Here is a 15319-nt window from a genome sequence, read left to right as displayed (position 1 = left end):
CAGTTTGACCGTCTGATAATTCCCTCTCTCGCGAGCGAATCTTGCAGACAGTTATGGCGCATAATGTTAAATTGCATTCTTTTATTTCGTCTCGCGATGTAATGTATGTTTCCCGCATGTTTTGCAATACTTTTTTACTTCTAATCTTGTAGATTGATTGGATACATTTTTCTTTGTCGAATAATTCCTGCTTGAACATACAGCACATGCCAATGTGATTTTTGTACTCATTATTCCACCCCTTACGAAGGGATTATAGACTATATTACTGTAGCACCTAGCACGAATTATGTCAACGGCATCACAACAATCTATCACTTCTATTACAAGAAACAGTAAAATTTTCCCATAATTTTCAGATTCTTATTGTCGTTTTCTGTCGATAAGTTTTTTTATAATTTACAATGAAACTCCATTCGATTCCATCAGTTGCTCTAGTTTTCGTTTTACTCGCTGGAGCGCATTATCAATCGACTTCACATGACGGTTTAAATGCTCTGATATCTCTTGATATGTGCGTCCATCTAAATATAATTGCAATACTTTCTTTTCTAAGTCGCTTAATAATTTCGATAATTTGTGTTCCAACGTTCCATAATCTTCTTGACTAATCAATAATTCTTGTGGATCGACATCGATGGATCCACCTATTATGTCTAGCAAAGTTCTGTCTGATTCTTCATCATAAATTGGCTTGTCCAAAGAAACGTATGAATTTAATGGAATATGTTTTTGACGGGTTGCTGTTTTTATTGCCGTAATAATTTGTCTTGTTACACATAATTCTGCAAATGCTTTAAAAGAGGAGAGCTTGTCCACATCATAATCACGTATTGCTTTATAAAGACCAATCATCCCCTCTTGAATAATGTCCTCTTTATCAGCACCCACCAAAAAATATGTCCGTGCTTTTCCTCGTACAAAACTAATGTATCGTTGTATAAGGAGGTCTAGCGCATGACTATTCCCTTGACGAATGAATTTTAGCAAATCAGTATCATCAAGCTGTTCTAATCCCTTGTTGGTCGTGTCTATTTGCCCGATATTCACCAAAGATCGCCTCCTGCAATTCCGCTTCTATAAGTATAGGAAATATTATACAGGAAGCGTTTTAATACCGTCAACTTGACCTAAACTCCAAAAAAGTCATAATTTGTCGAATTGTATGATTTTGATGAGACGTACGAGCTACTATTCCCCTCTTCGCATTTGTTCGAACTTTTCCATGATTTCTTTATCAATTTTTATTTTTGCTTGTGGTTTTGTTTTTCGATGGACTTCTAAACTAATATGAATCTCTCTATCCATATCTTGCACTTCTATAAGTAACTCTCGAGCAGATTTACGAAGTGCACCTTGTCCAAAAATAGTCCGTTGTTCTGCGTAATCCGAGGTCGCTACATAGACTTGAGTTTGGATGTTTTTCACTTCTTTAACCAATTTTTCGATACATTCGTCTGCCGTTTCTTTTTCTTTCGTATAAATAATCTCAATGTTAAATTTTTGTTGTTTATTCTCTACACCACGTACATAATAAGCATCGAAAACGAGAATCACATGCTTTCCAGTAAAAGCTTGATATTCCGCTAACACTTCAATGAGTCGATCTCTTGCCTGACCAATATCTTTTTCCTTAAGCCGTTGTAATTCTCCCCAAGCACCAATTACGTTATATCCATCGACAATCAAGACTTCTTTCATTACTGATCCCCGAGAGAATAACGTTTACGATAGACTTCATAAAGTAAAAGCCCACAAGCTACCGACGCATTGAGTGAAGATACTTGTCCGACCATCGGCAAGCCCACTGTCCAGTCACATTTTTTTCGAACGAGACGACTCATACCTTTACCTTCGTTACCAATAACGATACCAATAGGTAACGATCCATCTAATTTTCGATAGTCTTCATCTGCTTCCGCTTCAGTTCCAACAATCCAAACATGTCGTTCTTTTAATTCATCAATGGTGTTAGACATATTGGTTACACGCACAACTGGAATATGTTCTATTGCTCCTGCTGCTGTTTTTGCTACAGTTGCGGTTAATCCAACAGAACGTCGTTTAGGAATAATAACACCATGGACACCTGTTGCATCTGCGCTTCGTAATATCGAACCTAAGTTATGGGGGTCTTCTAATTCATCTAATAAGATAAAGAAGGGGTCCTCTCCACGTTCATTTGCCCGATTAAATAAATCGTCTAATGTGGCGTACGTATAAGAAGCTACATATGCTATCACTCCTTGATGATTCCCCAATTCCATCTGATCTAATTTTGAACGTGGCACCTTTTGTACAATTGTTCCAGCCTCTCTTGCTAATTGATTAATTTTTTGAAATGTGGAACCTTGTATTTGCTCTGTAACCATTACTTTATTCACTGATCGCCCAGACTTCAAAGCTTCTATAACTGGGTTCCTTCCCATAATGACTTCATTGTCCATGGTTATCTCTCCTTTCTTCCACGTATTGAATTGCTTTTTGAATAAGTTCTTCTAATCGACCTTGGTTCTTCAACATATAATGATACCCAATTAGTGCCTCAAACGCGGTACTATACCGATACGTTTGGACACTTATATTTTTTGGTACCGAACCCGATTTAGCATTCCTTCCCCGAGAAACAACTTTTTGTTCTTCTTCGGTAAGAAATCCGTCAACTTCCAACCAACGTAAAATGACCATTGCCTGAGTTTTTCCCGCGACATACGATGTTGCAGACTGATGTAACTTATTAGGATTTACCGTACCATGTTCTAAAAGATATTCTCGAATATATAATTCATAAATAGAATCACCTATATAAGCAAGGGCAAGGCTTTTTAGCTGCTTCACATCACTTTGTTTCATTACTTACCTCTTTTCCAACGAACACCTTGTGGAGTATCTTCGAGTACTATACTTTTTTCTTTGAGCATATCACGAATCTCATCTGCTCTACTGAAATTGCGGTTTTTACGGGCTTCATTTCTTTCTTCAATTAACGCTTCAATTGTTTCATCAAGTAATATTTCTTCATCTTCTAAAATATTAATTCCCAATACTGTTAGAATCTGTGCAATCGCATCTTGAAAAGCATCTATAACTTTAGTAGAAGTTTGATGTTCTTGAAGATAAACATTCGCTTCTTTCGATAAATCAAATAAAACAGAAATTGCATTAGCTGTATTGAAATCATCGTCCATATCTTGTTCAAAATTACTCATTGCAGCTTCTACCATTTGCAGCCACTTAGCATCATTGTTAGTTAGATTTAAGCTTGAATCGCGTCGATGAGACAGATTATGATAAGCTGTTTGAATCCGTTCTAAGCTCGTTTTTGCACTCTCAAGTAGTTCTTCTGTAAAGTTAATTGGATTACGATAATGAACAGATAACATAAAGAAGCGTAACACTCTTGGATCATGCGCTTGGATTAAGTCTCTTGAAAGTACAAAGTTACCGAGTGACTTCGACATTTTCTCATTATCAATATTAATATACCCATTATGCATCCAATAGTTTGCAAAAGGCTTCCCGTTCATTGCTTCCGATTGCGCTATTTCATTTTCATGATGTGGGAAGGTTAAATCCTGCCCACCAGCATGAATATCAATCGTATCCCCTAAGTGTTTCTTTACCATTGCCGAGCATTCAATATGCCAACCCGGTCTTCCTTCCCCCCAAGGAGATTTCCAAGCAATTTCATCGTCTTTTGCCTTCTTCCATAATGCAAAATCAAGTGGATCTTCTTTCTTCTCTCCTACTTGAATGCGTGCTCCAGAACGTAATTCATCAATTGATTGATGAGATAATTTGCCATAAGAGTCAAAGGATCTTGGTTTAAAATACACGTCTCCATCCGCTTCATACGCATAGCCTTTATCAATTAAGGCTGAAATGAAAGCAATAATATCATCCATCGTATCCATTACTCTCGGGTTTTTTGTAGCTTTTTTTACTCCAAGTGCTCCAACGTCTTCTAAATACGCATTTACAAATCTATCCGCAAGTGCGGGAACTTCTTCACCGACTTCTTTTGCCGTTTTAATGATTTTATCATCAACATCCGTGAAGTTTAATACATAATCTACATCAAATCCTCTATATTCTAAATATCGTCGAACGGTATCAAACACAATCGCGGGTCTTGCATTACCAATATGGATGTAGTTATACACGGTTGGGCCGCATACATACATTTTTACCTTTCCCTCTTCCATTGGTTTAAACGTTTCTTTTTGTCTTGTTAACGTATTATATATTTGAATGGTCATTTTCTAAAGTTCTCCTTTCCTCTTTCAACGAAGCAATTTCCGCTGTTAACTCGTCTATTTGTGTCTGTAAATTTTCACACTTATCAGAGACAGGATCTGGTATTTTATGATGATCGAGGTCTCTTCGTACTCTTTTTCCATCTTGTACGACTACTTGCCCAGGAACACCTACAACCGTGGAATTATCTGGGACATCCTTGAGCACGACTGATCCGCCACCGACTTTTGAATTTTCACCAATCGTAATCGCACCAAGTACTTTGGCGCCAGTTGCAATCAGCGCATTATCCTTTAGAGTCGGATGGCGTTTACCTTTTTCTTTACCGGTACCACCAAGGGTTACTCCTTGAAAAATGGTAACATTATTGCCTATCTCACATGTTTCTCCGATGACAACTCCCATCCCATGATCAATAAATAATCGACGGCCTATTTTTGCTCCAGGATGGATTTCGATTCCAGTGAAAAACCGACTTAATTGTGAAATCACACGTGCAATAAACAATAATCGCTTATTATAAAACCAATGGGCAACACGATGTGACCATACAGCATGTAATCCCGAATACGTAAGCATTACTTCAACATACGTTCTAGCAGCTGGGTCCTGCTCAAATACAACATCCATATCCTCTTTCATCATTTTAAAAATACCCAAACGGAAAACCTCCTTCCTGCATTAAAAAAGCGTCTCTGTGTATGATATACACAGAGACGCCTCTCGCGCGGTTCCACTCTGTTTAGAGAAGGGTTATACCATTACTTCTCTCAACTTGACTCCTATAACGGCAGAGTTCCCGCTGTGATGTACTCTACATTTTCCATCACAGACTCCGAGGAGCACTTCAGATTAATTGCTTAAAGCCACTTTCAGCAAACGTGGTTCTCTCTGTGTAAACAAATTAATCTTACTTTCCCTCTTCTACGTTTTATCTATTTTAATAGCTCATATTTATCGGGTTTCTATATGCTTAATATATTACAAATTCGCCTAAATGTGAATCCTTATGCTCCCATTTCTTTCAATAGTTTATCCAATCGATCAAGAATAATGTCTCTACCTAGTAACTCAATCGCAAATGGCAGTTCAGGGCCATGCATTTGACCAGTTGTCGCAACACGAATTGGCATGAATAATTTTTTACCACGATGACCAGTTTCTTTCTGTGTTGCTTTAAATTGAGCTTTTATAGAGTCTTTATCAAACGATTCCAAGTGAATCAACTTATCCGTAAAAACTTGTAGCACTTCCGGAACTTGTTCCCCATTAAGCACTTCCCATGCTGCTTCATCATAAGAAAGTTCTTTTTGGAAAAATAGTTCTGTAAGTTCAACAATCTCCGCACCATAACGTAACTGTTCACGATAAAGCGAGATCACATTTTCTGCCCATTGACGAGTTTCTTCATCCATTTCCTCTGGCAGTTTTCCTGCTTTTATTAAATGCGGCAATGCAAGATCAATAACTCTATCAAGATCCGCTGCTTTAATGTACTCGTTATTCATCCATTTCAGTTTATGTTGGTCAAAGATTGCAGCAGAAGTAGATAGACGTTCTGGATCAAAAATTTCAATCAGTTGCGCTTGTGTGAACATCTCTTCTTCCCCAACCGGAGACCATCCGAGTAAGCTAATGAAATTAAACATCGCTTCAGGTAAATAGCCAAGATTACGATATTGCTCAATAAATTGGAGAATATGTTCATCACGCTTACTTAATTTCTTTCGCTCTTCATTAAGGATAAGTGTCATATGTCCATAACGTGGAGCTTCCCAACCAAATGCATCAAATATCATCATTTGCTTCGGAGTATTCGAGATATGTTCTTCCCCACGCAAAACATCACTGATTTTCATTAAATGATCATCAATCGCTACTGCAAAATTATAGGTTGGAATTCCATTCTTCTTCACGATAACCCAGTCACCAAAATCACTTGACTCGAATGTAATCGGTCCGCGCACTAGATCATTAAATGTATACGTAGTGTTCTCTGGAACTCGGAAACGAATACTTGGTTGACGACCTTCTGCTTCAAATTGTTCGATCTGTTCTGGTGTTAAATCTCGATGAGCTCCAGAATATTTTGGAACTTGTCCATTTTGGCGTTGCTCTTCACGTTCTGCTTCTAATTCATCTTCTGTCATATAGCATTTATAAGCTAAATTCTTCGCAAATAATTCATCAAGGTATCTTTGATAAATATCAAGGCGTTCCGTTTGACGATAAGGGCCGTACTCTCCACCGATATCAGCACCTTCATCCCACTGGAGCCCTAACCATTTTAAGTATTTTAATTGGCTTTCTTCGCCACCTTCAACATTTCTTTTATCATCTGTATCTTCCGTACGGATAATAAACTTTCCATCAAAATGCTTTGCATATAAATAATTAAATAATGCAGTTCGTGCATTCCCAATATGCAAATGTCCGGTTGGACTTGGAGCATAACGCACGCGAACTTCTTGACTCATTACTTGTTGCCTCCTTAGGAAATAAATATGAATTCGCTTATCATCGAATAAGTTCTATATGAAAAAGTGATAACATATTTCATGTTATCACTTTTCTTCGTCCTTTATCAGTTATACCCTTTTTAGAGCGCTTTTTCAAGTAATTTTGGTTTTGCAAATATCATTCTACCTGCAGAAGTTTGTAAAACACTCGTAATAACTACTTCAATATTTTTTCCAATATAGTCTCTGCCTTCTTCAACGACAATCATCGTACCATCATCTAAATAAGCAACACCTTGGTTTTGCTCTTTCCCATCTTTAATAACCTGTACATGTAATTCTTCACCAGGTAATACGACTGGTTTTACCGCATTCGCTAGGTCATTAATGTTCAGAACGTTTACTCCTTGAAAATCACAAACCTTATTCAAGTTAAAATCGTTCGTCACGACAATACCATTGATTACTTTCGCTAATTTAATCAGTTTACTATCAACCTCTTGGATATCCTCAAAGTCTCCCTCATATATTTCCACATTAATCGGTAATTCCTTTTGAATACGATTTAAGATATCCAATCCACGACGACCACGATTACGTTTTAACGTGTCCGATGAATCAGCAATATGCTGTAATTCTCCTAAAACAAATTGTGGAATGACTATGGTTCCTTCTAGAAAGTTCGTTTGACAAATGTCTGCAATTCTTCCATCAATAATTACACTTGTATCTAAAATCTTCGCCTTTGGTTTATCAGCCGGTGCTGCATTTTCTTCTGGAATACGACGTCCCTTTTTATTAGCCCGCATTAAATTGCCAAATTCTTCACGTCTTCGAAAGCCTACTTGGAATCCTAAGTATCCAAAGGTAATCATAATGAAAAATGGTAATACCTGTGACAAGATATGAATTCCTGTATCTTGAAGCGGTATATTGATAAAATACGCAATCACTAAACCTACGATCAGACCAATACTTCCAAAAAATAAATCCATCGCTGGGAGTTTAATAAGCGCATCCTCAACCCAGCGTAAGAAACCTGCAATATAATCAACCAATAAGTAGGAGAGTATGAAGAATATAATAGCACCAATAATCATACCTAATATCGGCGAATTCAACCATGCAGGATCTGTTACGTTTAACAAACTAAAAATTTCCGGTATATATAAATACCCGACGGTACCACCTAATATAATAAAGAATAAATGAACTATCTTTTTAAGCACCATCGCTCACCTCCTAACCCTAGTATTGCCTATTATTTGGAAAAGTATCCCATAAGGTTTTTTCATAGAATAAAAAGAAATATTAATGACGTAATCCAATATCTAAAGCCTCTTGTACACTTGATACACCAATGACATCAATTCCACTAGGATAATTCCAACCATCCAAATTATTTTTTGGACATATTACGCGTTTAAAACCTAATTTCGCCGCTTCTTGTACACGTTGCTCAATTCGAGAAACCCTTCTAATCTCACCAGTTAAACCTACTTCACCTACAAAAATATCATTCGGATTCGTTGGTTGATTTCGAAAGCTAGAAGCGATACTTACAGCTAATGCTAGATCAATAGCTGGCTCATCTAACTTTACGCCGCCAGCAACTTTTATATATGCGTCTTGATTTTGAAGCATCAAACCGACACGTTTTTCTAAAACGGCCATTAACAACGGTACACGATTATGGTCTATTCCTGTTGCAGTACGACGAGGATTTCCAAAGCTAGTGGGAGAAATTAATGCTTGAATTTCTACCAATACCGTTCTCGTTCCTTCCATCGATGCTACAACTGTCGACCCAGCTGCCCCTTCTGATCGTTCTTCTAGAAATATCTCAGACGGATTCATTACTTCTCGTAATCCCTCTTCTTTCATCTCAAATATTCCCATTTCATTCGTACTACCAAAACGGTTCTTTACTCCTCGTAATATACGATATGTGTGATGACGCTCGCCTTCAAAATATAGAACAGCATCTACCATATGTTCTAATAATCGAGGACCAGCAATGGAACCTTCTTTTGTTACATGACCAACAATAAAAATAGGTATTCCATTTGATTTTGCTATTTTCATTAGCTCCATTGTACATTCACGTACTTGAGAAACACTTCCTGGAGCACTCGTTACTTCTTCTTTAAATATGGTTTGTATCGAATCGATTACTACAAAGGACGGTTTTACTTCTTCTACCTGTTTACTAATATCATATAAATTGGTTTCTGATAAAACATACAACTGATCTGTTGCAATATCGAGTCGATCTGCACGTAATTTTGTTTGACGAGTTGATTCCTCTCCAGAAACATAAAGTACTGACATATCTTTTTCTGCTAATTGAGAGGATATTTGGAGTAATAAGGTTGACTTACCAATACCCGGATCTCCTCCAATTAAAACAAGTGAACCTAGTACAATTCCGCCACCTAGCACTCTGTTGAACTCTTTCATGTTCGTAGTAATTCTAGGTTCTTTCTTCGATTCAATCGCTGTGATTTTTTCAGGCTTACCTGCACCTGCAGATGTCGTACTAGTAGCATAGCCTGTCCGACCTTTAACCGAAGCTGGATCTATTTCCTCCACCATGGTATTCCATTGATGACAAGCCGGACATTTTCCCATCCATTTAGCTGATTCATATCCACATTCCTGACATACAAACTTTGTTTTTCGTTTTGCCAAATTTATTAACCCCTTCTCTATTATTGTAGCCTATTTTTTTATGTAGTAGGTTACAGAAAGCTATCAATTTACAAATTCATCTTCCATATTTATGCCACAACCAGGCGTTTTGACATAAAAATCCCTTAAATGGAAATAAAAGCTAGAAGAATCAAGTCCTCTAGCTTTATTTCTATTCCATCATATTACCTTTTTCTATGGTAAAACAATAAATTCACCTTTATTATTTAATCCAATTTTAACCTGTTGTTCTTTTTCAATGGCTCCTTTTAATAGCTCCTCTGATAACAAGTCTTCGATATTTTTTTGAATGGATCGACGTAATGGTCGAGCACCGTATTCTGGATCGAAGCCTTCATTAGCTATTTTTTCAACTGCCTTATCCGTTAATGATAAATGAAGGTCTTGTTCTTTTAATCGTTTTTGTAATTGTTTTACCATCAATGTCACAATATCCTTCATATGTTCTTTTTCTAAAGAGTGGAATACAATAGTTTCATCAATACGGTTTAGGAACTCTGGACGGAAAGCTTTCTTCAATTCTTCCATCACTTTTGATTTCATATCTTTATAGTCTTTCTCCTCATCATCTAAAGAGAAACCAACGTATTTATTTCTTTTTAATTCACTTGCCCCAACATTGGAAGTCATGATGATAACTGTATTACGAAAATCAACCACTCTTCCTTTTGAATCGGTTAGGCGACCATCTTCAAGCACTTGTAAAAGAATATTAAATACTTCTGGATGAGCTTTTTCCACCTCGTCTAATAGAACCACAGAGTAAGGCTTACGACGAACTTTCTCAGTTAATTGTCCACCTTCATCATATCCAACATATCCTGGCGGCGAACCGACCAATCGTGAAGTTGCATGTCTTTCCATATACTCTGACATATCAATACGGATCATTGCATCTTCATCTGCAAACATTACTTCTGCTAGCGCACGAGCAAGTTCTGTTTTACCTACTCCAGTTGGTCCTAAGAATATAAATGAACCTATTGGACGTTTTGGATCTTTTAATCCTGCACGAGCACGTCGTATCGCTTTAGCAACTGCATTAACAGCTTCAGACTGCCCAATAACACGGTCATGAAGGATTTCTTCCATGTTAAGAAGACGATCGCTTTCATCTTTTGTTAATTTAGATACGGGTACCCCCGTCCATATAGAAACAACCGCAGCAATATCTTCCATGGTAACTTCTGAATCTGTTTGTCCTTGTTTTTCTTTCCATTCATTTTTCGTCGTTTCTAACTCTTCACGGAAACGTTGCTCTGAGTCTCGTAAAGATGCAGCTTTTTCAAATTCCTGACTTTGTACTGCAGCATCTTTTTCTTTACGTACCTCATCTAGTTTTTGCTCCAGCTCTTTTAAGTTTGGTGGAACAGTATACGAACGTAATCGAACTTTTGATCCGGCTTCGTCGATTAAATCAATCGCTTTGTCTGGCAAGAAACGATCGGTAATATAGCGGTCTGATAATGACGCTGCTGCTTCAATTGCTTCATCGGTAATCGTCACGCGGTGATGCGCTTCATAACGATCACGCAAGCCATTTAAAATTTGAATTGTTTCTTCCAATGTTGGTTCGTCTACTTGAATTGGTTGGAAACGTCGTTCTAATGCGGCGTCTTTTTCAATATATTTTCGATACTCATCTAGCGTCGTTGCACCAATACATTGTAATTCTCCACGTGCAAGAGATGGTTTTAGGATATTCGAAGCATCAATAGCTCCTTCTGCTCCTCCAGCTCCAATAAGTGTGTGTAACTCATCAATGAATAGAATAATATTACCTGCTTGGCGAATTTCTTCCATTACTTTCTTTAAGCGGTCTTCAAATTCCCCGCGATATTTCGTACCAGCAACAACCGTACCCATATCTAATGTCATTACTCGTTTATCACGTAAAGTTTCTGGCACTTCATTATCAATAATTTGCTGGGCAAGCCCTTCAGCTACAGCTGTTTTACCTACACCAGGTTCCCCAATCAATACCGGATTGTTTTTTGTACGACGGCTAAGCACTTGAATCACTCGTTCAATTTCTTTAGAACGCCCAATTACCGGGTCAATTTTGCCTTCTTTTGCACTTACAGTTAAATCTCTGGCTAATGAATCCAACGTCGGTGTGCTTGCATTTGACTGTTGTCCTGAACGTCCTTGACGACCAGCTTGAGATTCATTACTTCCTAATAATTGCAGTACTTGTTGTCTTGCTTTATTAAGACTTACACCTAAATTATTAAGAACTCTGGCAGCGACACCTTCTCCTTCTCTGATCAAGCCCAGTAAGATGTGCTCTGTACCTACATAAGAATGCCCTAGTTTTCGTGCTTCATCTTGAGAAAGTTCTACTACTTTTTTTGCACGAGGTGTATAGTGAATCGATTGCGTAGGTTGTTTACCCACTCCGATTAATTTCTCTACTTCTTCTTGAATTTTCGAAACCTCTAAACCTAGAGATTGTAAAGCTTTTGCTGCGATTCCTTCTCCTTCGCGTACAAGCCCTAGCAAAATGTGTTCTGTTCCAATGTTATTATGGCCTAGACGTACTGCTTCTTCCTGCGATAGTGCAAGTACTTTCTGTGCTCTTTCTGTAAAGCGTCCAAACATCATAAGGATTTTCCTCCTATTATTCTGAGATTTAATCGATATCGGTAGGTCGAATATCGGCTATATATTTGAATGTATTTATCCGAAGAAACAAAAGCCTTCTAACTTATTCCCTTGCATTCCATGTCTCTAAACATTTTATTAAACAGGTAAAGAAAGGACGTTACTCTTCCAGCTTCAATCTCTCACGAATAACTGACGCACGTAAAATATCACGCTCATCCGGCCTGAGAGATCGATTCGCATAATGTTGTAAAAAGCCTGGCTGTGTAAGAACCATTAATTCATTCAGAATGTTCCCTGAAGTATTGTCTATCCAACCTAAGTCAATTCCTAGACGAACATCCGAAATACATTTAGATGCTTCTTTAGAATCAATGATACGGCTATATGCTAGTGTCCCGTATGAACGAAAAATACGATCCTCTAATTTTTTTCCTGTTCTTTCTAGTATATGATTACGTGCCATTCGTTCATGCTCAATTAGTTGATGAACAACACTCTCTAAATCATCTACAATATCTTGTTCGGATTTACCTAAGGTGATTTGGTTTGACACTTGAAATATATTTCCAAGCGCCTCACTTCCTTCTCCATAAATCCCTCTTACCACAAGACCAAATTGACTAATCGCAGGTATTAGACGATTAATCTGTTTGGTTAGCACCAATGCAGGTAAGTGCATCATCACGGAAGCTCTCATTCCTGTTCCAACATTCGTCGGGCAACTTGTTAAGTACCCTTTTGTCTCGTCAAATGCATAATCGACTTTTTCTTCTAACCAATCATCTAATGCAAATGATTGCTCTAAAGCGGTTTTTAATTGAAGACCTGGATAATATACTTGTATGCGAAGATGATCTTCCTCATTAACCATTATGGACACTTGCTCATTTTCCGAGATTAATGTACCAGCATAATCGGAATGTTTTATTAAATGTGGACTTATTAGATGTTTTTCCACTAGTACACTTTTTTCAACTGGTGATAAATCTGTCAAAGGAACATACTGCAAATCTTTATAAGTTTGAAAAGATTTATTTGCATACTCATCTCGAATAAATTCTTGAATCTCCACTAATTTTTCTTCATTAGCTAATATAGGATACGTTTGATCGGCAAAATTTCTAGCAAGTCTAATTCGACTACTCATCACGATATCTTTATCCGGTCCTTCCTCACGCATCCAAGGGCTAATTGCTTGATCAATAAATTTATCTAATGTCATTGATCATCACCCTCTTTCAAATCATCTTTCTTCGAAGCCTTTGCTTGTAGTTCCTTAATTTTATCTCTATACTCAGCAGCTTTTTCAAACTCTTCATTATCAATAAAGTTTTTTAATTCTTGTTTGTACATTTCGATCTGGCGTCTAGTTTGTAGATTTATTCCTGTTCGTTTAGGAATTTTTCCATTATGTTTTGTGTTTCCTGCATGAACTCTGCGAAATATTGGTTCAACTTTTTTTGCAAATGAAGAATAACAATTAGCACAACCGAACTTTCCAATTTTTTTAAACTCAGAAAAAGTCATTCCACATGAAGAGCATTTTATTTCTTTTAACTGTTTCATTTGATTCTTACTTGTTGAATTCATATTTAATGTTTCTACATTAAATAATCCAGTTAGTAGGTCATGAAGGGAATACCCTTCTTCAGGGAAAGTAACATAACCTTTTTTCTTTGCACACGCCTCACAAAGACTTAACTTTCGTTCCTCTCCATTAATAACATGTTTAAAATGAAGTGTCGCTGGGTTTTCATGACATTCTTGGCATTCCAAAATCCATTCCCCCTTACATGAATTATTTATTCAAATACTTCAGTGTTGTTAACATAGAGATTAAAATACGAGCACGAATTTCATCTCTTATAGGTAATTGAAAAGCAAGCGTCGTTCTATCTATTGCAGAAAGCATTAGTTTAGCTTCTCGTTCTGTAACTAGATCCTCTTCTAATAACCTTTCCAAAATATCTATTGCTGATCGTTGTGGGATAGAATCACCAATTAATTGGATAATCTCATCAATTAATACAGCTTGACTTTGATGCTGAATTCGCATAATCCGAATGTATCCACCGCCACCACGTTTACTCTCAACAATATATCCTTTCTCTATTGTAAACCTTGTATTGATTACATAGTTAATTTGAGAAGGTACACATTGAAATTGATCAGCAATCTCACTACGCTTAATTTCAATAACATCTTTCCCTTGTGACTGTAATACTTGCTTTAAATACTGCTCAATTATGTCAGATATATTGCTCATAATTTGCACCTCATATCTTATTAAGATGAAAATTTATTTCTTTGACTTTGACTATCTTTGACTATATTTTTATTATACGCGAAATAAATAAAGTTGCAAATAGATTACATATCTTATTTTAGACAAGAAATACTAAAATCAAAACAAAAACCTTATATCGCAAGAGACCTTTTTATTTTAAGATTCTCTTACGTTATAAGGTTAATTTAATTTAGATATGTTTTGAACAGAGTCCATACTTGATATTTCCTCAAATACATTCATCAAATCTTTATTTTTTCTTAGGTTGGTCCAAACATGTATTTTTCTTTGTCCACCTTCTAGAGTTTGAATCTCAACCCGTTTAACAGTAAAATGATTTTTTTCAATTACTTCTACAGCTGTGGATAGATGAAATCCATCAGATACAATGATTTCCAAGAAGTTGCTAGACTTATATTTCGGGAAAAGATTTTCGATTTGATTTAGGAAGATTAAACTAACAAGGATAATAAGTGTTGCTACAATTGCGACACTATACATCCCTGCCCCGATAACCAGGCCAATACCTGCCACAGTCCATATAGATGCAGCTGTAGTAAGACCCCGTATCGTTCCTCCGTATACAATAATGGTACCTGCCCCTAAAAACCCAATTCCACTAATAACATAGGAAGGAATACGTGCGGGGTCAAATTGAACATTATCATACATTTCCATAAAATTTAAAAATCCAAATAGCGATAGTATCATCATGAGACAAGAACCAACACCTACTAATATGTGTGTACGAAAGCCCGCAGAATGATTATTAATTTCTCGTTCAAAACCAATTAAACCAGATAGTATTAATGCTATGAATAATCTACCAGCAATAATTAAAAAGTCTTCTCCCATTAAATATTCCAATAAGGAAGTCATACACATTCCTCCCCTCTTATTAGTTAACCAAGTATATAATTATGCTTTGCGTTTATTTCGTATGAATATCAATTTATAACAAAAAGAGTTAAGCACTATCTGCTTAACTCTTTTTTCG

15 protein-coding genes and 1 other annotated feature are annotated in these 15319 nt (G+C 36.8%); all 15 genes read right to left on the bottom strand.

Going from position 1 to position 15319, the window contains the following annotated elements; all coding sequences use genetic code 11:
• Window positions 1-81 precede the first annotated feature (81 nt).
• Complete coding sequence (gene rpmG / locus C794_RS20235; RefSeq protein WP_083900503.1) at window positions 82-231, bottom strand: 50S ribosomal protein L33; 150 nt, start codon at window positions 229-231, stop codon at window positions 82-84.
• A 168-nt stretch (window positions 232-399) separates the two neighbouring features.
• The gene (gene sigH, locus C794_RS00070) at window positions 400-1053 is read right to left on the bottom strand and encodes an RNA polymerase sporulation sigma factor SigH (protein ID WP_017795108.1); all 654 of its coding nucleotides are present in this window, start codon (window positions 1051-1053) and stop codon (window positions 400-402) included.
• A 138-nt stretch (window positions 1054-1191) separates the two neighbouring features.
• A complete protein-coding gene (locus C794_RS00065) occupies window positions 1192-1701 on the bottom strand; it encodes an NYN domain-containing protein (protein ID WP_017795107.1) in 510 nt (169 codons plus the stop codon).
• Entirely contained in the window at window positions 1701-2447 is a 747-nt protein-coding gene (rlmB, locus tag C794_RS00060) for a 23S rRNA (guanosine(2251)-2'-O)-methyltransferase RlmB (RefSeq protein WP_017795106.1), read from the bottom strand. The genes C794_RS00065 and rlmB overlap by 1 nt, the downstream gene beginning before the upstream one ends.
• Window positions 2437-2853 (bottom strand): Mini-ribonuclease 3, encoded by a 417-nt coding sequence (locus C794_RS00055; RefSeq protein ID WP_017795105.1) that lies wholly within the window; start codon window positions 2851-2853, stop codon window positions 2437-2439. Before C794_RS00055 ends, rlmB begins: the two co-directional genes overlap by 11 nt.
• Window positions 2853-4259: a cysteine--tRNA ligase gene (gene cysS / locus C794_RS00050; protein ID WP_017795104.1), complete on the bottom strand. Its 1407-nt coding sequence runs from the start codon at window positions 4257-4259 to the stop codon at window positions 2853-2855. The genes C794_RS00055 and cysS overlap by 1 nt, the downstream gene beginning before the upstream one ends.
• Complete coding sequence (gene cysE / locus C794_RS00045; protein ID WP_017795103.1) at window positions 4240-4917, bottom strand: serine O-acetyltransferase; 678 nt, start codon at window positions 4915-4917, stop codon at window positions 4240-4242. The genes cysS and cysE overlap by 20 nt, the downstream gene beginning before the upstream one ends.
• Before the next feature lie 49 nt (window positions 4918-4966).
• Window positions 4967-5193: a binding site (T-box leader), on the bottom strand.
• Window positions 5194-5264: 71 nt separating this feature from the next.
• The gene (gene gltX / locus C794_RS00040; protein WP_017795102.1) at window positions 5265-6734 is read right to left on the bottom strand and encodes a glutamate--tRNA ligase; all 1470 of its coding nucleotides are present in this window, start codon (window positions 6732-6734) and stop codon (window positions 5265-5267) included.
• 122 nt (window positions 6735-6856) lie between these two features.
• Entirely contained in the window at window positions 6857-7945 is a 1089-nt protein-coding gene (locus C794_RS00035; protein ID WP_026133668.1) for a PIN/TRAM domain-containing protein, read from the bottom strand.
• Window positions 7946-8027: 82 nt separating this feature from the next.
• Entirely contained in the window at window positions 8028-9407 is a 1380-nt protein-coding gene (gene radA, locus C794_RS00030; RefSeq protein WP_017795100.1) for a DNA repair protein RadA, read from the bottom strand.
• A gap of 195 nt (window positions 9408-9602) precedes the next feature.
• Window positions 9603-12032, bottom strand: coding sequence for an ATP-dependent protease ATP-binding subunit ClpC (clpC, locus tag C794_RS00025; RefSeq protein WP_017795099.1), 2430 nt, complete (start codon window positions 12030-12032; stop codon window positions 9603-9605).
• 160 nt (window positions 12033-12192) lie between these two features.
• Window positions 12193-13257, bottom strand: coding sequence for a protein-arginine kinase McsB (locus C794_RS00020; RefSeq protein ID WP_017795098.1), 1065 nt, complete (start codon window positions 13255-13257; stop codon window positions 12193-12195).
• On the bottom strand, window positions 13254-13811 hold the full coding sequence (locus C794_RS00015) for a protein-arginine kinase activator protein McsA (RefSeq protein ID WP_017795097.1): 558 nt from the start codon (window positions 13809-13811) through the stop codon (window positions 13254-13256). The genes C794_RS00020 and C794_RS00015 overlap by 4 nt, the downstream gene beginning before the upstream one ends.
• A gap of 22 nt (window positions 13812-13833) precedes the next feature.
• The gene (locus C794_RS00010) at window positions 13834-14301 is read right to left on the bottom strand and encodes a CtsR family transcriptional regulator (protein ID WP_017795096.1); all 468 of its coding nucleotides are present in this window, start codon (window positions 14299-14301) and stop codon (window positions 13834-13836) included.
• A gap of 201 nt (window positions 14302-14502) precedes the next feature.
• The gene (locus C794_RS00005; protein ID WP_017795095.1) at window positions 14503-15201 is read right to left on the bottom strand and encodes an MgtC/SapB family protein; all 699 of its coding nucleotides are present in this window, start codon (window positions 15199-15201) and stop codon (window positions 14503-14505) included.
• Window positions 15202-15319 lie beyond the last annotated feature (118 nt).

Origin of the sequence: Oceanobacillus kimchii X50 (genome assembly GCF_000340475.1) — a bacterium.
In the GTDB taxonomy this organism is placed as follows: Bacteria; Bacillota; Bacilli; order Bacillales; family Amphibacillaceae; genus Oceanobacillus; species Oceanobacillus kimchii.
This window is presented reverse-complemented; position numbering and strand designations above follow the sequence as displayed.